Source organism: Vibrio sp. (genome assembly GCF_050299255.1).
GTDB lineage: Bacteria > Pseudomonadota > Gammaproteobacteria > Enterobacterales > Vibrionaceae > Vibrio.
Genome location: NZ_JBNKVP010000005.1, coordinates 35,489 through 60,741 on the forward strand (window position 1 = coordinate 35,489; position 25,253 = coordinate 60,741).

25 protein-coding genes are annotated in these 25,253 nt (G+C 52.3%); 13 read left to right on the top strand and 12 right to left on the bottom strand.

Annotated features, from left to right (window positions below; all coding sequences use genetic code 11):
* The first annotated feature begins 97 nt into the window (after positions 1 to 97).
* From tilS to ACQY6F_RS03260, 4 genes are all read left to right on the top strand, one after another.
* Positions 98 to 1,423: a tRNA lysidine(34) synthetase TilS gene (gene tilS, locus ACQY6F_RS03245; RefSeq protein ID WP_428772144.1), complete on the top strand. Its 1,326-nt coding sequence runs from the start codon at positions 98 to 100 to the stop codon at positions 1,421 to 1,423.
* 78 nt (positions 1,424 to 1,501) lie between these two features.
* The gene (locus tag ACQY6F_RS03250) at positions 1,502 to 1,816 is read left to right on the top strand and encodes a c-type cytochrome (protein WP_428772145.1); all 315 of its coding nucleotides are present in this window, start codon (positions 1,502 to 1,504) and stop codon (positions 1,814 to 1,816) included.
* Between the two features lie 106 nt (positions 1,817 to 1,922).
* Positions 1,923 to 2,261, top strand: a complete 339-nt coding sequence (gene glnB, locus ACQY6F_RS03255; protein WP_428772146.1) for a nitrogen regulatory protein P-II — start codon at positions 1,923 to 1,925, stop codon at positions 2,259 to 2,261.
* Between the two features lie 53 nt (positions 2,262 to 2,314).
* Positions 2,315 to 3,166, top strand: a complete 852-nt coding sequence (locus ACQY6F_RS03260; protein ID WP_428772147.1) for an endonuclease/exonuclease/phosphatase family protein — start codon at positions 2,315 to 2,317, stop codon at positions 3,164 to 3,166.
* Here ACQY6F_RS03260 and ACQY6F_RS03265 read toward each other — a convergent pair.
* The 3 genes from ACQY6F_RS03265 to gloB form a co-directional block, all read right to left on the bottom strand.
* The gene (locus tag ACQY6F_RS03265; protein ID WP_428772148.1) at positions 3,150 to 3,836 is read right to left on the bottom strand and encodes a YIP1 family protein; all 687 of its coding nucleotides are present in this window, start codon (positions 3,834 to 3,836) and stop codon (positions 3,150 to 3,152) included. The genes ACQY6F_RS03260 and ACQY6F_RS03265 overlap by 17 nt on opposite strands.
* Positions 3,833 to 5,401, bottom strand: coding sequence for a LysM peptidoglycan-binding domain-containing protein (locus tag ACQY6F_RS03270; RefSeq protein ID WP_428772149.1), 1,569 nt, complete (start codon positions 5,399 to 5,401; stop codon positions 3,833 to 3,835). The genes ACQY6F_RS03265 and ACQY6F_RS03270 overlap by 4 nt, the downstream gene beginning before the upstream one ends.
* A gap of 70 nt (positions 5,402 to 5,471) precedes the next feature.
* The gene (gene gloB, locus ACQY6F_RS03275; protein ID WP_428772150.1) at positions 5,472 to 6,230 is read right to left on the bottom strand and encodes a hydroxyacylglutathione hydrolase; all 759 of its coding nucleotides are present in this window, start codon (positions 6,228 to 6,230) and stop codon (positions 5,472 to 5,474) included.
* A 38-nt stretch (positions 6,231 to 6,268) separates the two neighbouring features.
* On the opposite strand from gloB, the gene ACQY6F_RS03280 reads away from it, so the two are divergent.
* Positions 6,269 to 7,018 (top strand): class I SAM-dependent methyltransferase, encoded by a 750-nt coding sequence (locus ACQY6F_RS03280; RefSeq protein WP_428772151.1) that lies wholly within the window; start codon positions 6,269 to 6,271, stop codon positions 7,016 to 7,018.
* 29 nt (positions 7,019 to 7,047) lie between these two features.
* Here the strand turns inward: ACQY6F_RS03280 and rnhA are convergent, their stop codons facing one another.
* Positions 7,048 to 7,515, bottom strand: a complete 468-nt coding sequence (rnhA, locus tag ACQY6F_RS03285; protein ID WP_428772152.1) for a ribonuclease HI — start codon at positions 7,513 to 7,515, stop codon at positions 7,048 to 7,050.
* A 56-nt stretch (positions 7,516 to 7,571) separates the two neighbouring features.
* Between rnhA and dnaQ the strand changes: the two genes are divergently transcribed.
* The gene (dnaQ, locus tag ACQY6F_RS03290) at positions 7,572 to 8,315 is read left to right on the top strand and encodes a DNA polymerase III subunit epsilon (RefSeq protein ID WP_428772153.1); all 744 of its coding nucleotides are present in this window, start codon (positions 7,572 to 7,574) and stop codon (positions 8,313 to 8,315) included.
* Between the two features lie 8 nt (positions 8,316 to 8,323).
* The gene (locus tag ACQY6F_RS03295; RefSeq protein ID WP_428772154.1) at positions 8,324 to 9,574 is read left to right on the top strand and encodes a TIGR03503 family protein; all 1,251 of its coding nucleotides are present in this window, start codon (positions 8,324 to 8,326) and stop codon (positions 9,572 to 9,574) included.
* Between the two features lie 93 nt (positions 9,575 to 9,667).
* Here the strand turns inward: ACQY6F_RS03295 and fadE are convergent, their stop codons facing one another.
* On the bottom strand, positions 9,668 to 12,112 hold the full coding sequence (gene fadE, locus ACQY6F_RS03300) for an acyl-CoA dehydrogenase FadE (protein WP_428772155.1): 2,445 nt from the start codon (positions 12,110 to 12,112) through the stop codon (positions 9,668 to 9,670).
* Between the two features lie 322 nt (positions 12,113 to 12,434).
* Here fadE and lpcA point away from each other — a divergent pair, with 322 nt between their 5' ends.
* Entirely contained in the window at positions 12,435 to 13,010 is a 576-nt protein-coding gene (gene lpcA / locus ACQY6F_RS03305) for a D-sedoheptulose 7-phosphate isomerase (protein WP_428772156.1), read from the top strand.
* A gap of 44 nt (positions 13,011 to 13,054) precedes the next feature.
* A complete protein-coding gene (locus ACQY6F_RS03310; protein ID WP_428772157.1) occupies positions 13,055 to 13,900 on the top strand; it encodes a class II glutamine amidotransferase in 846 nt (281 codons plus the stop codon).
* Positions 13,901 to 13,973: 73 nt separating this feature from the next.
* Here ACQY6F_RS03310 and ACQY6F_RS03315 read toward each other — a convergent pair whose 3' ends face one another.
* Positions 13,974 to 15,692: a proline--tRNA ligase gene (locus ACQY6F_RS03315; protein WP_428772159.1), complete on the bottom strand. Its 1,719-nt coding sequence runs from the start codon at positions 15,690 to 15,692 to the stop codon at positions 13,974 to 13,976.
* Positions 15,693 to 15,783: 91 nt separating this feature from the next.
* Complete coding sequence (gene tsaA, locus ACQY6F_RS03320; RefSeq protein WP_428772161.1) at positions 15,784 to 16,479, bottom strand: tRNA (N6-threonylcarbamoyladenosine(37)-N6)-methyltransferase TrmO; 696 nt, start codon at positions 16,477 to 16,479, stop codon at positions 15,784 to 15,786.
* Between the two features lie 343 nt (positions 16,480 to 16,822).
* On the opposite strand from tsaA, the gene ACQY6F_RS03325 reads away from it, so the two are divergent.
* Positions 16,823 to 18,409 (top strand): AbgT family transporter, encoded by a 1,587-nt coding sequence (locus ACQY6F_RS03325; RefSeq protein WP_428772163.1) that lies wholly within the window; start codon positions 16,823 to 16,825, stop codon positions 18,407 to 18,409.
* Positions 18,410 to 18,499: 90 nt separating this feature from the next.
* On the opposite strand, the gene ACQY6F_RS03330 is transcribed toward ACQY6F_RS03325, so the two are convergent.
* Both ACQY6F_RS03330 and ACQY6F_RS03335 read right to left on the bottom strand, forming a co-directional pair.
* Entirely contained in the window at positions 18,500 to 18,949 is a 450-nt protein-coding gene (locus ACQY6F_RS03330; protein WP_428772165.1) for a YaiI/YqxD family protein, read from the bottom strand.
* Positions 18,946 to 19,242, bottom strand: a complete 297-nt coding sequence (locus ACQY6F_RS03335; RefSeq protein ID WP_428772216.1) for a hypothetical protein — start codon at positions 19,240 to 19,242, stop codon at positions 18,946 to 18,948. Before ACQY6F_RS03335 ends, ACQY6F_RS03330 begins: the two co-directional genes overlap by 4 nt.
* Positions 19,243 to 20,018: 776 nt before the next feature.
* Between ACQY6F_RS03335 and ACQY6F_RS03340 the strand changes: the two genes are divergently transcribed.
* Entirely contained in the window at positions 20,019 to 20,519 is a 501-nt protein-coding gene (locus ACQY6F_RS03340; RefSeq protein ID WP_428772166.1) for a GNAT family N-acetyltransferase, read from the top strand.
* A gap of 27 nt (positions 20,520 to 20,546) precedes the next feature.
* On the opposite strand, the gene ACQY6F_RS03345 is transcribed toward ACQY6F_RS03340, so the two are convergent.
* The 3 genes from ACQY6F_RS03345 to ACQY6F_RS03355 form a co-directional block, all read right to left on the bottom strand.
* Entirely contained in the window at positions 20,547 to 22,475 is a 1,929-nt protein-coding gene (locus ACQY6F_RS03345) for a CocE/NonD family hydrolase (protein ID WP_428772168.1), read from the bottom strand.
* 238 nt (positions 22,476 to 22,713) lie between these two features.
* Entirely contained in the window at positions 22,714 to 23,013 is a 300-nt protein-coding gene (locus tag ACQY6F_RS03350) for a DUF3301 domain-containing protein (protein WP_428772169.1), read from the bottom strand.
* Positions 23,014 to 23,016: 3 nt separating this feature from the next.
* Positions 23,017 to 24,057, bottom strand: coding sequence for a DUF3549 family protein (locus ACQY6F_RS03355; protein WP_428772171.1), 1,041 nt, complete (start codon positions 24,055 to 24,057; stop codon positions 23,017 to 23,019).
* An 85-nt stretch (positions 24,058 to 24,142) separates the two neighbouring features.
* On the opposite strand from ACQY6F_RS03355, the gene ACQY6F_RS03360 reads away from it, so the two are divergent.
* Together ACQY6F_RS03360 and truC are read left to right on the top strand one after the other, a co-directional pair.
* Complete coding sequence (locus ACQY6F_RS03360; protein ID WP_428772172.1) at positions 24,143 to 24,457, top strand: YqcC family protein; 315 nt, start codon at positions 24,143 to 24,145, stop codon at positions 24,455 to 24,457.
* Positions 24,457 to 25,206 carry a tRNA pseudouridine(65) synthase TruC gene (gene truC / locus ACQY6F_RS03365; protein ID WP_428772173.1) on the top strand — a complete coding sequence of 250 codons (750 nt, stop codon included), beginning with the start codon at positions 24,457 to 24,459 and terminating at the stop codon, positions 25,204 to 25,206. Before ACQY6F_RS03360 ends, truC begins: the two co-directional genes overlap by 1 nt.
* The last annotated feature ends 47 nt before the right edge of the window (positions 25,207 to 25,253 follow it).

A 25,253-nucleotide genomic window follows, 5' to 3' on the forward strand; every position in this document is an offset into this window, starting at 1 on the left:
GGTCGGCCTTTTTTGTGCCTGCTTGGTCTATCTGACCATTCGGCGTTACACTAACCCACAAGTTTTAGCGTAACCGCGTTTCAGAGTAACGACAGTGATGAGCGATCTCTACCAACAATTTGAACGGTGCATTAGCCAATATCGACAGCCAAACAGCAAGCTGGTAGTGGCATACAGCGGAGGGGTCGACTCGCAGGTATTATGCCATCTCGCCCAGCGTTACCGGCTAAAACAGCAGTGCCTCGTGAGTCTGGTCCATGTTCACCATGGCTTAAGTGCTAACGCCGACCAGTGGGCTGAACGCTGTCAGAACTGGGCCTCGCAGGCTAGGCTGCCGATCGCCGTTGAACGGGTTTGTCTCGACTTGGCCTCAGGGGAAAGCGTGGAACAATTGGCCAGGCAAGCGCGTTATCAGGCGTTGTCTGCTCACCTGGAAGAAGGTGATTTGCTACTGACCGGGCAGCATGCTGACGATCAGCTGGAAACCTTTTTGTTAGCTCTGAAACGGGGCAGCGGTCCGAAAGGGCTGGCTTCGATGGCTGAAGCCAAGTCTTTAGCACGAGGCGTGTTAATCCGGCCACTGCTTGGCGCCACTCGCAAGCAGATAGAGGCCTATGCGCACGAGCAGCAGTTACCCTGGCTGGAAGACGAAAGCAATCGGGATACCCGTTTTGATCGCAATTTCCTGCGCCATCAGATCGCTCCCGTGTTGGTCGAGCGCTGGCCGCATATTTGCCGCTCAGTGGCCCGCTCAGCGGAGTTGTGTGGCCAGCAGGAGCTATTACTGGATGAATTACTGGCCGATAAACTCAATGCTGGTCTGGATGACAATCTCAGCCTGGACATCGCGACGCTGCAGGCCAGCAGTGAACCGCTGAGGGCGCAGCTACTGCGACACTGGTTCGCCCGGCAAGGCCAACGGATGCCGAGTCAGCAGCAGTTATCTACCTTGTGGCAGCAGGTGGCGCTGTCGCAGCCGGACGCGAATCCCAGGTTACGACTTGACGATTGTCAAGTACGGCGATTTCAGCAGCGTTTATATTTGGTAACGGATGATAGCTCGCTGGCGCACTGGCAAGGCCAGTGGCAGTTAAACGATCGACGTTATTGTCTGCCAGCCGGCCTGGGCAGCCTGCAATTAGCCGCACCGCAAGGACCAATGTCACTGGCATTAGGTAAAATTCAGCAGCTTGAGGTCAGTTTTGAACCCCAAGGACTGGAAGCGCATCCGGTGGGGCGCGGTCATCGCAGGAAGCTGAAGAAACTGTTTCAGGAGTACGGCATACCCAGCTGGCTCAGACGGCGGACACCGATACTGCTGTCTGAAGGACAGGTGGTTGCGGTTGCGGGATTATTCGTCGATAAAAAATTTGCAGGTGAAGATTGTGAACTCATCTGGGACAAAAGTGCTAATTTTATGTAAAAATCTGGACGCAAATGCATTGGATTCACGAGTTAGCCAGCTGATAAATGAGTCCATTATTTATAATGAGGAAAAGCAATGAAAAAAATTGTAACTGGAATGGTAATGGGCCTGGCCCTGATGAGTGGTCAAGCCCTAGCCGCAGGTGATGTTGCTGCTGGACAGGCAAAAGCGGCTATCTGTGCAGCATGTCATGGTGTTGACGGTAAAGCGGCTATCCCTATGTATCCTAATCTGCGTGGTCAGAATGAGCAATACCTGGTTTCTGCGCTGACTGCATATAAAAACAAGCAGCGTAAAGGTGGTCAGTCTGCCGTGATGGAAGCGCAGGCAGCCATGCTAAGTGACGAAGATATCGCTAACCTAGCTGCGTATTATTCCAGCCTGAAGTAATTGAATCTATTCATGAAGCCCGGACTATTCAGTCCGGGCTTTTTCATTGATTGTTAGCGCTTGCTGGCGGATAATAACCAGACACGTCGAAGTTTAAGGGATGAACATGAAAAAGATTGAAGCCATTATTAAGCCATTTAAATTGGATGATGTGCGAGAAGCGCTGGCTGAAGTGGGTATTACCGGTATGACGGTCTCTGAAGTGAAAGGTTTTGGCCGTCAGAAAGGTCACACGGAATTGTATCGTGGTGCTGAATATATGGTGGATTTCCTGCCGAAAGTGAAGCTGGAAATTGTGGTTGCTGAGGAATCGGCGGATCAGTGTGTCGATACCATTATCGAAACCGCTCAGACCGGAAAAATCGGCGATGGTAAAATATTCATTACCGATGTTGAGCGTGTGGTACGAATTCGCACCGGCGAAGAAGACGAAGACGCGATATAACTGCTAAGGAGCCGCCCGGCTCCTTTTTACTTTCAGGAGCTATATCACCACCGATGAGAAAGACGAAACGTTTACTGGCACTACTGGTGGTGATCTCCATTGGCTTAGTTAGCCTTTATCAACTGCTGTTTTATGTCCCTGAGTCAGCCGGCTATATCAACCTGGACTCAGGCTGTCAGCTTAAACAGTCTGCCTGCTTTCAAGCCAATGCGAATCAACCGCTCGATCAGTCTGGTCGAATCAATGTCCTGGTCTGGAATATCTACAAGCAGAATCGAACCAACTGGCAAGCCCAGCTGGATCAATACGCCGATGGTCGTCAGCTGTTGCTGTTGCAGGAAGCCAGCTTATCCGATGCACTGGTCAACTGGATTGATACCCGCCAGTGGCGCGGCTTTCAGGCTCATGCTTTTTCGGTAGCGGAACAGGTGGCGGGAGTATTGAATCTCAGCCGATCATTACCGTTCCACATTCGGGTATTAACCCAAATGGAGCCCTGGTTCCAACTGCCGAAGTCTGCTTTGCTGGTCTACTATCCGCTGTCCGACGGTCAGCAACTGGCCGTGGTGAATCTGCATGCGGTTAACTTTACTCTGGGGCTGGAGGAGTACCGGGAGCAGTTGGCAAACTCGCTGGCTGAGTTGCAGTATTACCGGGGACCGATCCTGGTGGCCGGGGATTTTAACAGTTGGAGTGAGGCAAGGATGACGGAACTTAACTTTCAGATGGTGCAGTTGGGGTTAACCCCGGTGCTGTTTAAGCCAGATCATCGCAGCCGGGTGTTGAACGGTAATCCTTTAGATCATATCTATTATCGCGGGTTGAACTTGGTGACGGCTGAAGCACCGGAAACCGATGCTTCAGACCATAATCCGCTGCTGGTAAGCTTTAGCTTATCAGAATGAAAGCGGCCCAAATCAGATAGTAACCGACCCACGGCAGGGCGCTGATCGCCAGCGCCTGGCCTCGGTCAAATTCAGTCCAGGCACCAATGGCCGCATACCCCAACACAATATACCAGGGCAGCAACAGTGGGAAAGAACTGGCAAACTGGGACCACTCGCTGGTCAGCGGCAGTTTCAGCAAACCATTGAGGCTGTTCAGATCCGCGGCATAGGTCATCACCTGGCCATTGTTAAGCAGCAGGCTGACGTAGCTGGCCAGATCGCCCAGAACCGCCGGGAAGGTAATCACCGCACTGGCGGCAAACCAACGCCAGAAACCATGCTGATGGCGGCTGGCTTTAGTCGCCAGGTTGAACCAGAACGCCAGCATCAGCAGAGTCAGGGTTCGTCCTGCGGTATCGCTGATGATCTCACTGGCCATCAGGGTATTGGCATCCAGCATTTCCAGCTGAGCCGGGTTGGTTGCCGCGAGCTGGCTTTCCAGACCGGCTTTTAACCAGTCAAAATTGACGATATCAAAGTAGCCACCCCAGAACAGAAACGGGCTGATGATCAGGAACAGATATGGCTGCCAGCCCCACATGCCATGGTGATACAGGGCCAGAAAGCTGCGGGCCGGAGCGCGGAAAATGTCCAGCAGCATGGTTAACGGGTTACTAGACGGGCTCATACACTCACCTTAGTTACGTCCACGTACAACTTGAGCTGTTGACCCGGTTGCAGGTAGTTGTTTTTGTTCAGACCGTTCCACTTTACGATATCCTGGCTGGTTACCCGGAAACGGCTGGCGATGCCACTGATAGTATCGCCGCTGCGTACCTTGTAGTAGACAGGCCGGATGATGGCGCCGTCACTGCTGTTTTTCCACACCACCAGTTTCTGGCCGATGCGTAGCGTGTCCCTTGGTCCCATACCGTTCCATTTAGCCAGCGACTGGTGTGACACCTTGTATTTGCGGGCGATACTCCATAGGCTGTCACCTGAGGCGACCTCATGGCTCATGCGGTACTTACCTCGAGAGCGGGCTTGGGTCTTCGCCAGGCGGTTGGCCGCGCTCAGTGCGTAACTGGCATCATCTTTGGTCGAGGTCGGGATCATCAGGTAGCGACCGGCCCGAATGGTGTTGTTATTCAGGTTATTGGCGGTACGGATCACCTTGGTGGTGGTATTGTGCTTTTTGGCAATCACACTCAACGTATCGCCGGACTGAATTTGATAGCGGATCAGCTTCACGCCTTTGCCGCGGTTCTCGGCCGCTTTCTGTTCAAATTGCGCTACCGAGTCCACTGGCAGCAGTAGCTGGTGTGGTCCGTTAGGGGCGGTAGCCCACTGGTTATAGGCCGGGTTAAGGCTCTGCAGTTGTTTGACACTGATACCGGCATAACCGGCTGCAATCGCCAGATCGAGCTGCTCTTTGGGGTCGACCAGTTGAACCACCGCCTGGTTGGCTATCGGGGTTAACTCAATACCGTAGCTTTCCTGGTTGGCGACGATATCGGCCAGTGCCAATAATTTCGGCACATAGCTGCTGGTCTCTTTCGGTAAATCGAGCGAGAAAAAGTCAATTGGCTTGCCTGACTGCTGATTCTTGCGAATTGCGCTTGATACCCGGCCACCGCCACTGTTGTAGGCGGCAATGGCATGATACCAGTCGCCGTCAAAACGTTCGTTCAGATAAGTAAGATAGTCGAGCGCGGCGTCGGTGGCGGCGGCGACATCACGGCGGCCGTCATACCAGAAATTCTGCTCCAGACCATACATCTTGCCGGTCGCCGAGACAAACTGCCACAAACCAGCGGCACTGCCGTGTGAATAAGCAAAAGCGTCAAAGGCACTTTCGACCACCGGCAACAGCGCCAGTTCTAACGGCAGGCCACGTTGTTCGATTTTATCGGTGATCAGGTACAGAAACGGTTCCGCGCGTTCAGAAACCGTCTTTAAATGGCTGGGATGCTTAAGGTACCAACGGCGGTAATAGTCGATTTTGTCGTTATCCGGTACCGTCAGCTGTAACTGCATTGCGATTCGCTGCCAAACATCTTGCTGCTGTTGCGGCGTCAGCACTACAGGTTGTTCAACCTCAGGTTCAGGCTCAGGTTGCGGCTGATTCGCCTGGGATTCAGCCTGAGTGGTTTCCGGTTCAGGAGAAGAGGTTTCAGTGGTGTTTTCTGGTGGCTGGGCAGTTTGACAACCAACTAATATTAGCGCCAAGACCCAGCTGTACTTTGCTCGCATGCTACAGCCCTTTTTTTGTTCGGCTGCAGATAATACTTGCCCGTTATGGACACTGACAAGGATCTAATCGTTAAAAATCATTTTTCCATTCACGTAACGCACTGAATATGGCGACTTCATCACGTTGATTTATCCGATTCGCCACCGACTGAATGACACTGGGCTGATCGCAACGTAAAAACGGGTTAATGGTAAGCTCCAGGCCAATCTGGGTCGGTATTGTGGCCTGCTCTTGAGCTCGTAGACGGTTTACCTGATCCCGGTAATCGTGCAACTGCGGATTATCCGGCTCAACGGCCAGGGCAAAAGCCAGGTTAGCCGAAGTATACTCGTGTGCACAGTACACCTTGGTGTCGGTTGGTAGTGCCGCCAGCTTTTGCAGTGAGCGGTACATCTGTTCCATGGTGCCTTCAAATACCCGGCCACAACCGGCGGAAAACAGCACATCACCACAAAACAGGGTCTGGCCGCCATAATAGCCGATGTGGCCTGAGGTGTGCCCCGGCAGCTCAAGCACGCTCATAGCCTGACCGAACAGTTCGATTTGATCGCCTTCCGCGACGGTTTGGGTTAAGCCGCGAATACCGTCCTTTGCCGGGCCGATAATATCGATACTCGGTGCGAGCTGTTTCAGTTCAGCGACGCCGCCGATATGGTCAGCATGGTGGTGGGTGATCAGGATTGCGGCCAGCTCTAGCTTGTGTTTTGTCAGGTAATCGATCACCGGTTTGGCATCGCCCGGATCCACCACGGCACAACGACCATCGCTATTTTCGATCAGCCAGATGTAATTATCGCGAAATGCAGGTATGCTTTTGATATGTAACATTGTCGAGCCTCCGGTTGCTCTCGGGAAACAGGTTATCAATGAAGCCAGCGCGCAGCGAAAAAAAGCTAAAAACGCCCAATTCCTGGTCGCAGTTGACACACGGTTTGTGGGTCAGTGAGTCGATCCAAACCCGGCTTGATGAGTGGTGCCCGCAGCTGTTTGGCTATCATCTGCTGAAACTGGGCGGACTAAGCTGCGAGTTGGGCAGTTCACTTTGTAACATTCCCCATCAAGTCAATCTGGATATCCACAACCCACTGCACCATGTTATCGCCGATGGCTTTGCGTTGCCTTTCCTGGAAAAAAGTTTCGATACAGTGATCTTGTCTCATCAGCTGGATTATTGCAACGATCCGCACCGGTTACTGCGCGAAGTAGACAGAGTGATGATTGATGACGGCTATCTGATCATTACCGGGTTTAACCCCATCAGTCTGATCGGTATTTCCAGCCTGATGCCATGGCGTAAACACAGCCTGCCCTGGAGTGGCAGAATGTTTACCTCTAACCGGATCAAAGACTGGTTAAGCGTGCTCAATTATGAAGTGATTCACTGTGACCGTTATGCGCTGTTTCCGATGCAGCGCAACCGTACCATGTGGACCTGGATGGAAAACGCTATCGGCGACTGGGCTGCGCCAATGGGCAGTCTCTATTTTATCGTCGCCAGAAAACGGACCTATCCACTCAAGCTGATCAAGCCTCACTGGAAAATCAAACGGCGCCTGGCACCGGTCGGAGTCAACTATCGCACCGGTATCCGGCAGAGTAGCAGCCTGCCGGATTAGGCGTTTATACAAGCTTGCAGGTAAGGGGGTTACAGGCTGGCCAGGTAACCCTGGTCTTCTTCGGTAGGGTTTTCTGCCGCGGCGCGTGCTAGTTCATCGCACATTTCGTTTTCCCGGTGTCCGGCATGGCCTTTTACCCAGTGCCACTCTACTTGGTGGCGGGCAGTTTCCTTGTCCAGGAGTTGCCACAGGTCGGCATTTTTGACCGGCTTTTTATCGGCGGTTTTCCAGCCGCGTTTTTTCCAGTTATGGATCCACTGAGTAATGCCTTGGCGAACGTATTGGCTGTCGGTGGTCAGGATGACATGGCAGGACTCTTTCAGCGTTTGCAATGCGACAATGGTCGCCAGCATCTCCATCCGGTTGTTGGTAGTCAGCTTGTAGCCTTTAGCTAAAGTCTTCTCCACCTGTTTGTAGCGCAGCACAATCCCGTAGCCGCCAGGGCCTGGATTGCCTAAACAAGATCCGTCTGTGAAAATTTCCACCTGTTTGGTCATGATTTGGTACTATTGGGACAAGCAAATTATAAGCATAGTCTGACATACCTATTGTTATGAATACCAGCAACAATTCCAGCAACCACAGAATCGTCGTTCTCGATACGGAAACGACCGGTATGAACACTGAAGGCGGGCCGCATTATCAGGGCCACCGAATCATTGAAATCGGTGCGGTTGAAATCGTCAACCGTAAGCTGACTGGCCGCCATTTTCACGTCTACCTCAAGCCCGACCGTCAAATCCAGCCGGATGCGATTGAAGTCCACGGTATCACGGACGAGTTTCTGGTCGACAAGCCTGAATACGCCGAGGTACACCAGGAGTTCGTCGATTTTATTCGCGGCGCTGAGCTGGTAGCACATAACGCGCCGTTCGACGTCGGCTTTATGGACCTCGAATTTCGTCTGCTTGACCCGGCGTTTGGTACTACGGAGCAACTGTGCAAGGTGACCGATACGCTGGCGATGGCGAAGAAAATCTTCCCGGGCAAGCGTAACAACCTGGATGTGTTATGTGACCGTTACGGCATAGATAACTCGCACCGGACACTGCACGGGGCCTTGCTCGATGCTGAAATCCTGGCGGATGTTTATCTGCTGATGACCGGCGGGCAGACATCGCTGCAGTTCAGTGGTGACCGCAACGGCAGCGGCGAACTGGGAGGTGAGTCAATAAAAAGAGTCGCCAGCGGTCGAAAAGCGCTAAAGGTTTTGCGGGCCAGCGCCGATGAAGTAGAAGCGCATCAGGCGCGTTTGGATCTGGTGGAAAAAAGCGGCAGCTGTCTTTGGCGACAATAGGAGTAAACATGGCTAGGATCGTGGCACTTTGGCTCGGGTTGTGCTGGGCAACGATAACGTTCGCCAGTCAGGAGTCGGCGTTGTCTCTGCTGGACAACCGCTTTCGTGTCGATCCATCCATTTCGCAAATCACTTTCCTGATTTACCGCGCTGAACGCTCTCAGCCTGTGGTGCTGGTACGTCCCGACGGAAAAAAATATTATGTCAACCGCAGTCCGGACAACGTTCGCTGGTATCAGGAGCCGTCGATGGATATCATTTCGGTCGACAAACCGATGCCGGGGCCGTGGCAGGCAATCGGCAAAGTCACTCCCAAGAACAAGATCAAGCTCATCTCCCATCTGGAGTTATCGACCGACAGCTTACCCAGCCGGCTGTACCAGGGAGAGGAACTCAAATTCACCGCGCGCTTAACCTCGGATGGCAAGCCTCTGGTGCTGAGAGACTTTCTGGACCGGGTGAAACTGAAAGTCACCTTCACCAAATACATTGAAAATGAGAAGGCTCTGATCAAAGAGGCGCGTCCGGTTGCTAACGTGCTGGGTGAATTTGCTGATGATGGTCGCGGCCTGGATGAGCAGGCTGGCGATGGGGTGTTTACGGTTGCGCTGCCGATCAGCGCCAAACCGGATAAGTACCGGGTGCGAATCACCTCGGGCAATGGCGTGTTTTTACGGGCACAGGAACAGACGGTACTGGTTTACCCGACGCCGATTCAGCATACCTTTATTCAGTCCCGCAAGCAGGGCGAACCGCATCAGGTGGTGTTATCCGGTGAGCAGGGCATGGTGAAACCCGACTCTGTGGTTGCCCATGTCGCCCACAATAACCCGGACGGCAGTCAGAATCTGGTTGAGGGCGTCAGTGATCCAGCCACCGGCAAGGTTACTATGAGCATTCCTTATTCGGGCGTGCTGGGCAATTACTCCTGGCAGGGAGTGATGTACGCCGATGACGTGGCGACCGGCCGATCATTGTCGTTTCCTATTTCCCAGCAAACCTACAGCGTGGTGGAAGACATCGATATCGCCGAAACCCGCCGTTTGCAGCAGGAGCGGGAACAGCAACTGGCCAAGGTGCGTCAGCAGCAGCAGATCCTGCAAATGCGCGAGGAGAAGCGGACCCGTAATATCATCATTATTGCAGTTGGTAACCTGTTGGCGCTGCTGCTGGGCGCGGCGGTCTGGATTGTGCTGCGTAAACGGAGGGCTCAGCAACAGGCGATGCCGGAAATGCAGCTGGAAATGCCGAAGCAATAGGATGAGCAGCAACTTTGTTGCTCCCTGACTCTGTTAATGTTCCAGACAATAAAAAGGGCTGCCAGTGGCAGCCCTTTTTCGATGTTGCCGATACTAGGCAACTTGTTCAATGTTGGAATCATTGTGCAGAGCCGCTAAATGCTCCGGGGCAAAATCATCCACATTAATGGTGTATAAGCGATGATGTTCAGCCTCAATCAGCAACTGGGCTTCGTCATTATCGATCAGCTTCTGCTCCAGTGCTTCCGCCGCCAGCTGGTCAAGCTGGGTAAATGGCCGACGTTTGTTCATCGCCTTGCAGATTTTGTCGAACACAGGTTCAGCCTGCAGTATCACATTCAGTGCCAGTTCCAGTTTCCCTGCCGGGTTAAAGGCGGTAGGTTCCAAGTACTGGAATCGGCCCAGACGTGAACGGGTCGCACTTGGCTGCTGCAGGATGCGCGCCACCTGGCTGTCAATCCGGTCACTCGGCGCTTTACGCACCCTGCCATATGGCAGCATCAGCACCCGTAGCACGCGACCCAGCAGCGGTGATGGGAAGTTGGCCAGGAAGTCATCAATGGCTCGTTCACACTGGTACAGGCTGTCCTGCAATCCCCAGTGAACCAGTGGCAGATCTTCCTGTGGTCGACCATCGTTATCAAACCGCTTCAGCGCCGCAGAACTCAGATAGAGCTGGCTGAGAATATCCCCCAGACGGGCAGACAAGCGCTCTTTACGTTTCAGCGAGCCGCCCAACACCGCCATCGAAATATCCGACAATAGCGCTAAGTTGGCACTGTACCGGTTCAGTTGCTGGTAGTAACGTTTGGTAGCGTCTTTGGTCGGTGTTGCCGAACCCAGACCATCAGTGAGGCCAAGCCAGACACTGCGAACCAGGTTGCTCATGGTGAAGCTGACATGGCCAGCCAGTGCCTGGTCAAATTTCTCAACCGCGTCTGCCGATTCTGAATACGCGGCGTCCATTTCGGCCAACACATACGGATGACAGCGAATTGCGCCCTGACCATAGATGATCATCGAACGAGTGAGAATATTGGCGCCTTCCACGGTTACGGCAATCGGTGCGCCCTGATAGCCGCGAGCGAGGAAGTTGGACGGACCAAGGCAGATGCCTTTACCACCGACAATATCCATTGCATCGATGATGCTCTGCTGTCCACGATGGGTACAGTGATATTTGACGATGGCCGAGATCACCGACGGTTTCTCGCCAGCGTCAATGGCGGCAACAGTCAGGTTGCTCGCCGCATCCATCATGTAGGCATTACCGCCTAAGCGGGCTAACGGCTCTTCGATACCTTCCATCTGGCCAATCGGCTGTTTGAACTGGCGACGAATACGGGCGTAAGCACCGGTTGCCAGAGCGGCTGTTTTGATACCGCCGGTAGAGTTGGACGGTAGAGTAATACCGCGACCAACAGACAGACATTCAACCAGCATACGCCAACCCTGGCCCGCCATTTCCTGACCACCGATAATAAAGTCCAGCGGTACGAAAATGTCTTTGCCTCGGGTCGGACCGTTCTGGAACGGCACATTGAGCGGGAAGTGACGGTTACCGATTTCGACACCTTTTATGTCGGTCGGGATCAGAGCACAGGTAATACCGAGATCTTCTTTGTCACCCAACAGGCCGTCCGGGTCGCGCAGTTTGAAAGCCAGACCGAGCACGGTGGCCACCGGTGCCAGGGTAATGTAACGTTTGTTCCAGGTCAGGCGCATGCCCAGGACTTGTTTTCCTTTCCATTTGCCTTTACAGACTACGCCGTAGTCTGGAATGGATCCGGCGTCGGAGCCCGCTTCCGGACTGGTCAGGGCAAAACAAGGGATCTCTTTACCTTCGGCAAGACGGGGCAGGTAATAATCTTTCTGCTCTTCAGTACCGTAGTGCTGCAGTAGTTCACCCGGACCGAGCGAGTTCGGTACCCCAACGGTGGAAGAGAGTACCCCGGATACACCGGTCAGCTTTTGCAATACCAGCGACTGGGCGTAGGCCGAAAACTCCAGGCCACCGTATTTTTTCTTGATGATCATGGCAAAGAATTTTTTGTCTTTCAGGTACTGCCAGACTTCCGGTGGCAGGTCTGCCAGCTCATGGGTCACCTGGTAATCATTCACCATGGCACAGACTTCATTTACCGGGCCGTCAAGAAAGGCTTTTTCTTCGTCAGACAACTGAGGTTTGCTGATCGCGTGCAGTTGCTGCCATTCCGGCTTGCCTTTAAACAGTTCCGCTTCCCACCAAACCGTACCTGCGTCCAGCGCTTCTTTTTCGGTTTGAGACATCGCGGGTAACACTGATTTGAACAGTTTCAACGCTTTGTGACTAATCAGTGACTGGCGTATGGCAGGTACTGCCAGCACTGCTACCGCCGCCAGGTACAGCAACCAGCTGATGGAGCCGGCGGGTCCGAACAGAGTGACCAGAACCAGAGTCAGTGTCAGCGCACTGAGCGACAGTAGCAGAGATGACCTGTGGTAAAGGCAGGCGGACAGGACCGCTGCAAATACCACGATAGAGAGCAAAATATCCATGTAATCGTTCCTTATTCAGACTCGTTATTGCTTTATACGTCCGATTTATAAAAGTGGTCTAACCAGTTAAAGTGTAATCAAAGTATTAACGAAATGTAAAACCCGAAATAGGAGAAATAGTGATCTTTGTAGAGTAAAAATTCTAAAAATGAGTGGCGTAAAGGCTTTTTATGGTGCTGGGTTTGCTAATTCCTTGCCAGAAACCTCGAATTGTTACCACTGTGCTATCGACAGCGTGGAGAGATTGGGTAAACTCAACCAATACCCTCAGTCCTCTGTTTTCAGAGGAATAGTTGTTAAAAAATAAAGGCGAGAACGACCTATGTACCAGGAACTGATTAAACGTGAACTGACCGAAGCGGCTGACGTCCTCAACAAATTCCTATCAGATGAGCACAACATTGCTCAAATTGAAGCTGCTGCAAAACTGATTGCCGAGTCGTTTAAACAAGGGGGCAAAGTGTTGTCTTGTGGTAATGGTGGCTCGCACTGTGATGCGATGCATTTTGCGGAAGAGCTGACCGGCCGCTACCGGGAGAACCGTCCTGGCTACCCGGGGATTGCTATTTCTGATCCAAGCCATTTGTCCTGTGTCAGTAACGACTTTGGCTATGACTTTGTATTTTCACGCTATGTCGAAGCGGTGGGTGCGCAAGGCGATGTGCTGTTCGGTCTGTCGACTTCCGGCAACTCCGGCAATATCCTCAAAGCAATAGAAGCCGCCCAGGCCAAAGGGATGAAAACCATCGCCCTGACCGGTAAAGATGGCGGTAAAATGGCGGGAACGGCGGATATTGAGATCCGGGTACCGCATTTCGGCTATGCTGATCGTATTCAGGAAGTGCACATCAAGATCATCCATATCATCATTCAATTGATTGAAAAAGAGATGGAATAAACCGGGTTGTGCGCCTGTTTGCGGAATAAGGAGTAGATAGATTCATGTGTGAGTTGCTCGGGATGAGCGCCAATGTGCCAACCGATATCTGTTTTAGTTTTACCGGACTGATGCAGCGCGGCGGTAAAACCGGGCCGCACCGGGACGGCTGGGGGATTACCTTTTACGAGGGTAAAGGCTTCCGTACTTTTAAGGATCCGAACCCCAGTTGCCAGTCCAAGATAGCGGAACTGGTGCAGAACTATCCGATCAAAAGTTGTGCGGTGGTCAGTCATATCCGCCAGGCCAACCGAGGCGGCGTTACCCTGGAAAACACGCATCCGTTCACCCGGGAGCTGTGGGGGCGCTATTGGACTTTTGCCCACAATGGTCAGCTAAGCGAATACCAGGACTTTGATACGGGTCGTCATCGCCCGGTTGGTGAAACCGACAGCGAGCTGGCATTTTGCTGGTTGTTGAAGCAGATGGAGCAGCGTTATCCGGAACCACCGCAGGACATGGTGGGGGTGTTTCGCTTCGTGGCCGAGTGCTGCCAGCAGTTGCGGGCCAAGGGCGTATTTAACATGCTGCTCTCGGACGGCGACTATGTGGTGACTTACTGTACCAACCACCTGTACTGGATCACCCGCCGTGCCCCATTTGGTAAAGCGGCACTGCTGGATGAAGATGTGGAAATTAACTTCCAGGAAGAGACCACACCGAACGATATCGTGTCCGTGATCGCTACCCAGCCTTTGACCGGCAATGAAAACTGGCACCGCATGAAGCCGGGTGAGTTTGGTATTTTTCACTTCGGTGAGCTGATTGACGGCAATGCCGATGAACTGCGCGACGTGCCGTTTGCTGAAGCCAAACCGGGTTGTCAGGCCCCGACGGCTCCACTGGAATAGTGCTTTCAAGCGACAGGCAAATAAAAAAAGGGTTGATAAACATATCAACCCTTTTTTGTGACTCAATTTGACCTTAGCCCGCCAGTTGCTGCTGCAGGTGGGCCAGTATATCGGCCATCGCAACCGGAGTTTTATCTCCGCTACGACGGTTTTTATACTCAAAGTTACCTTCATCCATGCTGCGCTCACCGATCACAATCGTATGCGGAACGCCGATCAGTTCCATATCAGAGAACATCACGCCCGGGCGCTCTTTACGGTCGTCAAACAGCACATCAATACCCGCCGCCGTCAAATCGGCATACAGTTTTTCTGCCGCCTGTTGAACGCGTTCAGACTTGTGCATGTTCATCGGTACAATCGCAACCTGGAAAGGCGCGATGGCGTCAGGCCAGATGATGCCGTACTTATCGTGGTTCTGTTCAATCGCTGCCGCCACAACACGGGTGACACCGATACCGTAACAACCCATCTCAAGAATTACGTTCTTGCCGTCAGGGCCCAGTACGCCACAATTCATCTTCTCTGAGTAGTTTTTGCCCAGTTGGAAGATGTGACCAACTTCGATACCACGTTTAAGCTGGATAGTGCCCTGGCCACATGGGCTAGGATCGCCTTCCACGACATTACGCAGATCTTCTACCTGGCCGAGCTCGACGTCACGACCCCAGTTGATACCGAAATAGTGTTTGTCATCGATGTTGGCGCCGGCGCCGAAATCACTCATGACTGCCACAGTGCGGTCGACGATAAATGGCAGGTTAAGACCTACCGGGCCAAGTGAACCTGGACCTGCACCGATCAGGGCGCGGATTTCATCTTCAGTTGCCATTTCCAGTGGCGCGGCAACTTCTTTCAGGTTTTCGGCTTTCACTTCGTTCAGCTCGTGGTCACCACGGATAATCAGCGCGATCAGCGGAGCATCGACTTCATCAGAGGCTTTGACGAACAGCGTTTTCACGGTTTTTTCGATTGGCAGGCCGAACTGCTCAACCAGCTCAGCGATGGTTTTGGCGTTTGGCGTATCAACCAGCTCCATTTGCTGAGTTGGTGCGTCGGCTTGCTCTGCCGGAGCCAGCGCTTCTGCTTTTTCGAGGTTGGCTGCGTAGTCAGACTCAGTTGAGAAGGCGATCAGGTCTTCGCCACTTTCTGCCAGAACGTGGAACTCCTGTGAGCCGCTGCCACCGATTGCACCGCTGTCAGCCAGTACCGGACGGTAATCCAGCCCCATGCGGTCAAAGGCTTTACAGTATGCATCGTGCATTGCATCGTACGATTTTTGCAGGCCTTCTTTATCGATGTCGAAACTGTAGGCGTCCATCATTGAGAATTCACGTGAGCGCATCACACCAAAGCGAGGGCGGCGTTCGTCACGGAATTTAGTCTGGATTTGGTAAAGGTTCAGCGGAAGCTGTTTGTATGAACTTACCTCGTTGCGCACCAGGCTAGTGATCACTTCTTCAGCGGTCGGGCTTAGTACAAACGGACGCATATGGCGATCAGTAAAGCGAAGTAACTCGGGGCCCATCTTCTCAGAACGACCTGTCTCTTCCCAAAGTTCAAACGGCTGCACAACGGGCATCAAGGTCTCGATTGCACCGGCATTATCGATTTCCTGACGAACGATGTTTTCGACTTTACGCAGTACGCGCAGACCTGTAGGCAGCCAGGTATAAAGACCTGAAGCCAGCTTACGGATCATACCGGCACGTAACATGAGCTGGTGGCTCACGATTTCTGCGTCGTTTGGAGTCTCCTTCAATGTAGAAAGAAGATAGTTACTGGTACGCATTGATGGTATCCGTTTAATAGAGTTGAAAGGTGATTCCCTGCCTGGCAGGGAACGGAAATAAGCCGCTTATAATAGCAGCCATTTGGGTTTGTCAAAAGTACTCAACCGCGATTACCTCGACCTGTTTCGCGCTGACGTGAAACTTAACGTCGAGATCGAACAGTTTTACCGAATAAATCTTGTCGTCCTGACTCTGTTTTTTATAAGCAGGGCGGGGATCCTGGGCCAATACTTCGCAAATCACCGCCTTGACATGCGCGGCGTCGCGGCGCCGATTGAGCTCGGCCAGACAGCTGGCCGAGAAACATACATCCAAAGTTTCTGGTTCGCTTCCGGCGTAGCCACCAATAGCATCCGGGATGGCATCGGAGTAGGGGATGTAAGGTTTGATGTCAACGATCGGTGTGCCATCCACCAGGTCGACACTGCCGACATCAATGTAGATTTGATCTTTATCCTGACAAATACCGCGCATCTCGACCGCTGACATGCCGATGCCATTGGGCCTGAAGGTCGAACGCGACGCTAACACGCCCACTCGCTGGTTGCCGCCCAGCCGAGGCGGCCGTACCGTAGGTTTCCAGCCAGCTTCCAGGTTCTGATCAAACAGAAACAGCAGCCACAGATGGCTAAACGCATCCAGACCACGCACCGCTTCCAGACAGTTGGCCTCGCCGGTTAAGGCGATTCTGGCCGTCGCACTGGGCACCAGCCTGGGTTGACGTGGAACGGCGAATTTTTCTTTATAGGGGCTATGAATCAAGCCGATAGGCGCGATCGCGTGCATCTGTGCTCTCCCGAAAATAGTTGCCGCTAACATACCACAATCGCAGCCAAATCGGAGCCAATTCCAGGTCGACTGGCCTCAAACGACTCCGGGCCATTGTCCGCTTTTTGGTCTTAACATCACGGCGCGACAGATTAATATTTAAACAAACGATAATTCTGGTTTGGGTTGATTATATGGTTAATATAACTAGTTATTTTGCCTTTTTGTAAATTATTAACCTGATAAATGAAATGATTTGTAACATTTTGGATTTCTATTTCACCATTTCCTAAAGTAATCTGCGCGGCGTTTTTGACAGTGCTCTGACTGTCAACAGGAATCACTACATGGAGGGAAACAGATGAGTTCGTCTGCTTCGATAAAACAACCTGCCGCCAAGAAACCGTTATTTACCCGTTTCTTAGATGCGGTGGAATATTTGGGCAACCTGTTGCCTCACCCAATCACTCTTTTTGCTCTCTTCTGTCTTGCCATTCTGGTGGCATCCGGAATCGCCGGCTATTTTGACGTCGCTGTTGCTGACCCGCGCCCAGAAGGCGCTGCTGGTCGTGCGGCTGATGGCATGATCCGAGTGGTCAGCCTGCTAAACGCAGAAGGTTTGCAACTGATCGTGACCAAATTGGTCAGTAACTTCGTTGGCTTTGCCCCGCTTGGCACTGTATTAGTTGCGATGCTGGGGGTGGCGATTGCCGAATACTCCGGCCTGCTGTCCGCCGCCATGCGTGGCCTGGTGATGGGCGCGTCTAAGCGTATGGTAACGGTGACGGTCGTCTTTGCCGGTATTATCTCCAATACCGCCTCTGAGCTGGGTTATGTCGTTCTTATTCCTTTGGCAGCGATGCTGTTCCACTCTTTAGGACGTCACCCGCTGGCTGGTCTGGCAGCGGCATTTGCCGGTGTTTCGGGTGGTTACTCGGCCAACCTGTTGATCGGTACCGTTGACCCGTTGTTGTCCGGGATTACCGAAACTGCCGCTCAGATGATCGATCCGAATTACACCGTTGGTCCTGAGGTGAACTGGTACTTCATGTTTGTTTCTACCTTCTTCATCGCGGGTATGGGCGCACTGGTGACGGAAAAAATCGTTGAGCCGAAACTGGGCAAATACAACGTGGAACAGGCGGCTGAAGACCTGTCCAAGGATCAGATGGGGGCTCTAACTGCTCTTGAGAAGAAAGGTCTGAAAATGGCCGGTATCGCCGTGCTGATTGTCAGCGCGCTGTTGGCCTGGACCATTGTGCCTGAAGACGGTGTGCTGCGCTCGGCGACTGGTACCGTAGCAGGTTCACCATTTTTGAAGAGTATCGTCGCGTTTATTTTTGTCTTCTTTGCCATTCCGGGTTTTGTCTTCGGCCGCATAGTCGGCACGATGAAAACCGATCGGGATGTTATCGATGCCATGTCGAAGTCGATGTCGTCAATGGGCATGTACATCGTGCTGGTGTTCTTCGCTGCCCAGTTTGTCGCTTTCTTCAAATGGACTAACTTTGGCCAGGTATTTGCAGTAGCCGGCGCAGATTTTCTGCAAAGCATCGGCCTGACTGGCCCAATGCTGTTCTTCGCTTTCATCCTGATGTGTGGCTTTATCAACCTGATGATAGGTTCGGCGTCAGCGCAGTGGGCGGTAACGGCCCCCATCTTTGTTCCTATGCTGATGCTGGTCGGTTATGCGCCGGAAACGATTCAGGCGGCTTACCGTATCGGTGATTCGACCACCAACATCATTACGCCGATGATGAGCTACTTTGGTCTGATCCTGGCTGTGGCGACCCGCTATGTGAAGAATCTGGGTATCGGTACCCTGATCGCCACTATGTTGCCATACTCAATGGTGTTTATCGTAGGCTGGAGCTTGCTGTTCTACGTTTGGGTATTCGTACTGGGGCTGCCGGTCGGTCCGGGTGCGGCGACTTATTACACGCCATAACTTCAGCGTAAGTTAAATAAGATGCCAGAGATTGGCTTAAAAATAAGGCCTGCAGTGATGCAGGCCTTAATTGTTTTACTCAAACTTGGGTTATCTTTTTGCTCTGGCCAGGATTCGGTCCAGGTGGTTGGCAAACTCGCGTCGCTCCGTCTGGGATAAAGGCGCTGGACCGCCGGTCTGAATGCCGCTCGAACGCATGGTATCCATAAAATCGCGCACGTTGAGCTTGGCCTTGATCGTATCCGGAGTAAACAGTTCCCCGCGGCTGCTCAGTGCCATCGCTCCTTTGGTGATCACCTCATCGGCCAGAGGAATATCGGATGTGATCACCAGATCGCCTTTTTCTGCCCAAGCGACAATCTGATTGTCGGCCACATCAAAACCACTTTCCACCTGGCGCATGTGGATATTGCTGCGGCTTGGCAGCGGCAAGGCATGGTTGGCCACAAATGTGAGTGTAAGCCCGGTCCTTTCTGCCGCGCGTACCAGCGTATCCCGAATCACCTTAGGGCAGGCATCACCATCAACCCATATCTTCATTGATCTGCCAACTTTTCGCTCAGTTTAATTTCAAGTTGGTTGACACGTTCGGTCAGCTCATTCACCTGTTGCTGTAGCTGGGCGATAGTCTCTGGCTCAGCCGGCTGGGCGGCAACCTCGACTTTCGGAACCCGGTGGGCACTTTTCCAGCTCTTGATCGCCGTGACCAGAGCGGGCATTGGGATTGGGGTGGTTAATCTGGCTTTGACTAAGGCTACAGTAGGCTGTTTACCTTGCTGTTCGAGTTGCTCCATTACGGCATGCAGCTCGTCAGTGACGTCTTTTGTAAGCATCATGGCAGTCCTTGTTGCGGTTTTACTCCATGATACGCGCAAACAGACTTAAGGCGAATATCAATATTGGCTTTCGCGTGTAAGAGATCTCTCACACGGCGTGTGCGAAAAAGAGAAATTTGTACCGGAAAATAGGAACAATGGTGAGCTAACGTATTGAAATCAAATAGCGCGGTTGGTTTTGTTCGTCACTGGGGCGCAAAAATATTTTTCCGCTGCGTTGTGTCAGAACCGGAATAACGTATAGTTATCTCTGTCGGCAGGAGGTCGACAGGGAACAGGAAAGCACCAGGGATTTGGTCATCTTCAGGACGAAGAGTAGGTTACCCGGATGGGGAATCTAGCAAGGAGCCAAAGGACGTTGTAAGGATACGACACGCTGACAGGATAGCAGCGACACGGACGACAACGGACATCTCTAGGACAGAGACCAGGACACCATCAGGACGATGGAAGGACACCGCTCAGGGATCAAGTGATGTGTGCTAACGGGAAAGTTAGCTGTCAGGACGATCAGGACACCGCTAGGAAGGCGAAGAAAGGATTGAGCTGATGGAATCAGCCACTATTACGGATGATGCAGGGAGCATTATTTTGTAGCCGGACTGCTGCGAGTGAGACTATAGCCCCGATACTCAGGTGTCGGGGCTTTTCTCGTGTATTTGCTCTCTGTTAATGCCGCTGCGTTGCTGCTATTTCATTAACGAATTAAAACACTATTTTCTAGTCTGGAGGCGAGTTGATCGTCTGGCAGACGACCAGTTCAAGGACGACAAGTGACTATTGTAACCAGGCGGACTCTGCTAAGGCCCTATGACGAATCGCTGCTCAGCGATTTTATGTTGCTGAATATCTGCGCCAAAAACCGTGCAGAGATGAATGGTCCGCATAGTGTGGCGTCGGCCAAGCAGCTGTTTTCAAAAGTACTGCATGATGAACAGCTACACTGCATGGCGGTGCTGGACAACAACAGCCGGGAATACATGGGCCATGTGTTTATCGCAGATCTGGACAGTACTCCGGAGCTGGGGTTTATTTTCGATAAGACTTTCTGGGGGCAGGGGTATGGCAGTGAAGCACTCTGCGCCTTCTTCCCGAAAGCGGTACGTGAACTGGGGCTAAGCCGGGTAACTGCTACCGCCAATCGTCATCATGTGGCGTCGATCGCTATCTTGCAAAAGCTGGGATTTGAATTGGTTAGTGAGAAAAGGGATATTTACGGACCGTACCTGGAATTCGAATTTCTGGCTGAGGTAACAGAACATGCGGCCAGCTAGGCTGGCCGCATTCATCAGGGTGTTACGTTAGCTCTGCTTTACCGGCAATACTAGCTGTGAACCCTGCTCACCACCGAATTGTACTGCCAGTTTGGCATCTTGGTACTTGGGTAACACAGCATTATCTTTATCCGCGCCCATTACTGTAATGCGAATCCGGTTACCTTGGTTGAACAGGTAAGCGGTCGGCATCAGTTCAATTTCTACGTCATACCACTGACCAGGCTCTACCGGCAGCACATCTTGCTGGTTTTGTCGGCGCCAGAGGCCGTCGTGCCAGCTGGCTTTTTGCTCTGCATCCTTTTTACGCATTGACAGGCGTAATTGCCCCTCAGTCACCAGATGGGTGGTACCATCAGCTTCCACTTCTTCTAATAGCACATGGAAATCGCCGTCCGGTTTGTCGCTGCTGGCCTGCAGTTTGATCATCGGATAGCCAACCACCGTCATGTCTTCTGACAATGCCGAGGTCGTGTAGGTCAGTGACTTTTTATCGTTCGCGGTCATATCCGGGTAGAGCAGTGGGCCGACACCGGTACAGTTATCCCAGCGTGATGCAGTACCAGTGGTAGTGGTGATGTCGACTTTGAAGCCATTATTGCCGACAGACGGAATCGGATTGAACGCCAGGCTACCGTCGTTGAGTGATTCGACCGAATTGGCTTTGTCACCGCTTAGATACAGCACTTGTTCCTGAATGCCCGCGATTGGCCAAGCTGGTGAACTTTCCCAGTGCCACTTCTCTCCCGGCACATCGATAACGGCGTAATTTACTTTGTCGTCTTTTTCGATACCGTTCTCTATGCCTTTCAACCAGCGGTCGTACCAACGTAAATGCTGGACGCTGTTGACGTCTATCCGTTCCTGGTCGATGGCTTCATTCCACTTGTCGTGACCCCAGGGGCCAATCAGCAGCGCGTCTGGTCCAGGATAGTTGTTAAAAATGCGTGGGGTCTGGGCGACAAAAGCATCGTACCAACCTGAGTAGTGGTAAATCGGCACACCGGATTGATTGATCTTGTCGATGACATCGATTGGACCGTAGTTTTTCCAGTTCCATTCATGTTGCTCAATGTCGCGGAAAGGGCCGTTAGTAAATGGTGTCTGTGGTGTCCAGTTTGCCTCGTGCTCAACCATTGCCTGCTTCAGTAGCTGGCCGTCCGTATCACTGTCGACGGGGATGGACGGAATGATAGTATCCAGGGCCTGAACCGCTTCACCCCATTGATTAACATAATCATTTTTGTAAATTCCGCCATCGTAGAAGATATCGTACAGATCGTACAGAGCAACATCAGGGACGATGGCCTTCAAAGCCGGGTTATGCAGACTGGCGGCCATATACTGGGTGATACCCATGTAAGAAAGACCGTACATCCCTACATTACCAGTACTCCAGGGTTGTTTTGCCAACCAATTGATGACCTCGTTTGTGTCAGCGGTTTCTTTGCGAGAAAAGATCCCGACATCACGACCAAAAGAGGCGCCGCTGCCGCGAACCGAAACGCTGGCGACGGTGTAACCATTTTTAACCAGATGCTCAAGCACAGGGTCGTCGTCCAGCAGTGAGTACTTAGTGTCATCGACCGGCTGACCTTCTGATTCGGCCAGAAAACGGCGGTAACCGGTACTGTTGCGGTGGTAACGCCACATCGACAGTATGACGGGCATTGGTTTCTCGACGACTTTGCCATTAACCGCTGGGCGTATGATATCGGCCGCCAGGCGCGTACCGTCTTCCAGAGTGATGTACTGTGAGCTGACCTGCCAGGAATCATATTGCTCTGTTGAGTAACCTGAATATTCACCAAACTTAGAGATTTTTTCGTCGCTATTCATCTCTGACTTGCCTGATGCATGGGCAAATTGAATACTCAGCGCTAACAAGCTTAACGTGGAGACGAATCCGGAAAACTGGCGCTTGCTCAGCGCCTTACGGTTAAAAATAGCTGCCATGCCACATCCTTATAACTGGTTGATGTTATTAATTTGAAAACTTTTTGTTAATGCAACCTCATTAAAACAGCCGTTTGAACAAAATTTAAACCACCTATTGTTCAAATCGTGATTAGGTTAAAGGTTTAGTGGCTGTAAATGTATAGTGGCTCTCGTTTAGGTTTTTTGCTCTATTGAGAGTTAGCTCAGTATGATTTCAGGCCAACGAGTGTCGGAATGATTTCGTTGGCCAATTTGTCTAGAAGTGGTGAGGGGGTAAGTCGAAATGAAGCGGGCGAAAGCCTTGCATGATCAGCCTGCCCTGGTAGCAGTCATCGCCAAGAGAAGAAAATTCGAACTGGTACACGGTATGCCAGCGCCATTGGCCGCCGGGTGTTTTCAGCCGGTGATTAGCCAACGCAACGCTCAGCAGCTGCAGTTCCAACTGCTGACATTTACGCTCTATCGCTTTTCTGGCTAATTCCGCCTGACGCCGCTGCTGCCAGAACAGAAAGCAGAGCAGGCTAAGGCCCAGGATGGCAAATAAATCACTGATCATTGGTTAGCTCTTAGTTGCGGATTGGTGCAACTTGAGCAGAGCATCGGCGAGTTCTGCTGATGGGTTGGAGTGCAGCAGATTCAGCAGTACAGGCCGCAACTCGGGTAACATCACCAGGTCAGCAAACAGCTGGTTAAACAGCGCCTGATTACCGGTTTGGGCCAGCCGCAACAGAAATTGCTCAGCGATTTTCGCGTCGCTCAACAGGTGCCAGGCACGGCCAGCCACGCCAATCAATACTTCCTGGTGGCTCAGTCGGGCACTGGCCAGGATAGATTGGAGAACTTTTGTCGCTATCGGGGGATTTGCCCCTGACAAGGCACGCATCTGGGCCGACAACAAAAACAGATCGGGATCGGTAGCGTTTACCTGCTCGCGGGCCATGTCAGCAATCCGCTGTGCTAATTTATCCGGCAACTGGATATGTTCCAGGCAGCCTAAAGTGGCATACAGTGGCTGGGCCGGCAGGTTTGCTAACGCTTTTAGCACTAGCGGGCTATTTTGTTCCTTGCCTAAGCGGCAAACCATGTCGCTAATGCCCTGCAGCCCAACCGTCTGCCAGTTTTGCCAGCCGAGTCCACCGCTAAAGTAGTGCTGGGCGTGTTCATAGTACTGGCTGGCAGGGAGGTCCAGGCTGGCGCGGATCAGGCTGTGGAACAGCGCCATTTTGTCTTCTGCCGGTTTGAAGGTGTAAGGGTTGTTCGCCAGCTTCTGCTGCTGCTCGTCACTCATCTGCTGATTAAGGCGAGTCCCCATCGCTTCGATAACGTATTTAATAAACTGACCGATATCGGCCTGTTTTAACAAGCTGCGTTCATCCAGTTCAAACTTGATAAACCAGATCCAGGGCTGCTTCTGCTGATTCCAGTAGGCGATAGCCAGGTGCGCGTGACGTTGCATCGGGTAAGGGTACGGCTGTAAACCTTGTTCAATCTTACTAAAGGTATTGGTGTCGATTTCACTGATGCGGCGACCCAGGTCGAAAATTTTGTACTGGCAGTCACTGTTGGCCAGCAGCTCTGAAAGGGTATGAATGGTAGTCATGTGATTAGATGTTCTCGCGCTCTTTTGACATTAAATGGTACCCTATGGCCAAATTTCAAGGTAACCGGGTAAGAAACTTACCGAGATGAACAGAAACCAGACCATGCTCGCACTGCTGAGTCAGCTGGAACGCCAGCTTAAACATCAGCAGCTGTGGCAAGCCGAGCCACCTTCGCCGCAGGCTCTTGCCAGCACGGCGCCATTCGCCGTTGACAGTTTAACACCGCACCAATGGCTGCAGTGGGTTCTGATCCCGAAATTCAGTGCGGTTATCCAGGCTGGTCACCCATTACCGAGCGGTTTCGCTATCGCCAACTACTTTGAACAGGTATGGCAAGAGCAGCAACAGTATCAGCCTATCGTGGCGATCTTACGTAAAATCGATCAGGTAGGCCAGTGATGCTAGAGATTATCTATCGGGACGATTATCTGGTGGCCGTCAATAAGCCCGCCGGGATGCTGGTGCACCGCTCCTGGCTGGACAAGCACGAAACCCAGTTTGTGATGCAGACCCTGCGTGATCAGATAGGTCAGCACGTGTTCCCGCTGCACCGGCTCGACCGGCCGACCTCTGGCGTACTGGTATTTGCCCTGTCGGCTGAAGTGGCCAGCAAAGTGATGCCGATGTTTGCCGAACACGATATTGAGAAAACCTATCATGCGGTGGTGCGTGGCTGGATAACTGAAGCGGCGGTGCTGGATTACCCGTTAAGTGTCGAGCGCGATAAGATAGCAGATAAATTCTCCAGCGAAGACAAACCGCCGCAACCGGCCGTGACATCTTACCGGCCTCTGGCGCAAGTGGAAGTGCCGTATTCGACCGGCCGCTTTGCCACCAGTCGTTACGGTCTGGTCGAGATGCAACCGAAAACCGGCCGTAAACATCAGCTACGCCGTCATATGCATCACCTCAGTCACCCGATTATCGGTGATACTACCCACGGTGATGGTCGGCACAATCGCCTGTTTCGAGATAACTTTGCCTGCCAGCGACTGATGCTGCACGCCTCCTCACTGCAATTTCGCCACCCGATTACCGGGCAGAACTTGCGGCTTACGGCCTCATTAGACGATACCTGGCAGCAACTGCTATCCCGTTTTGGCTGGCAGGACGAATTGGCACAATTGATAACCGCACAAACCGAATAGTAGCTAGATGCGGGCAGATAAAAAAAACGCCCTCCGGTCGGAGGGCG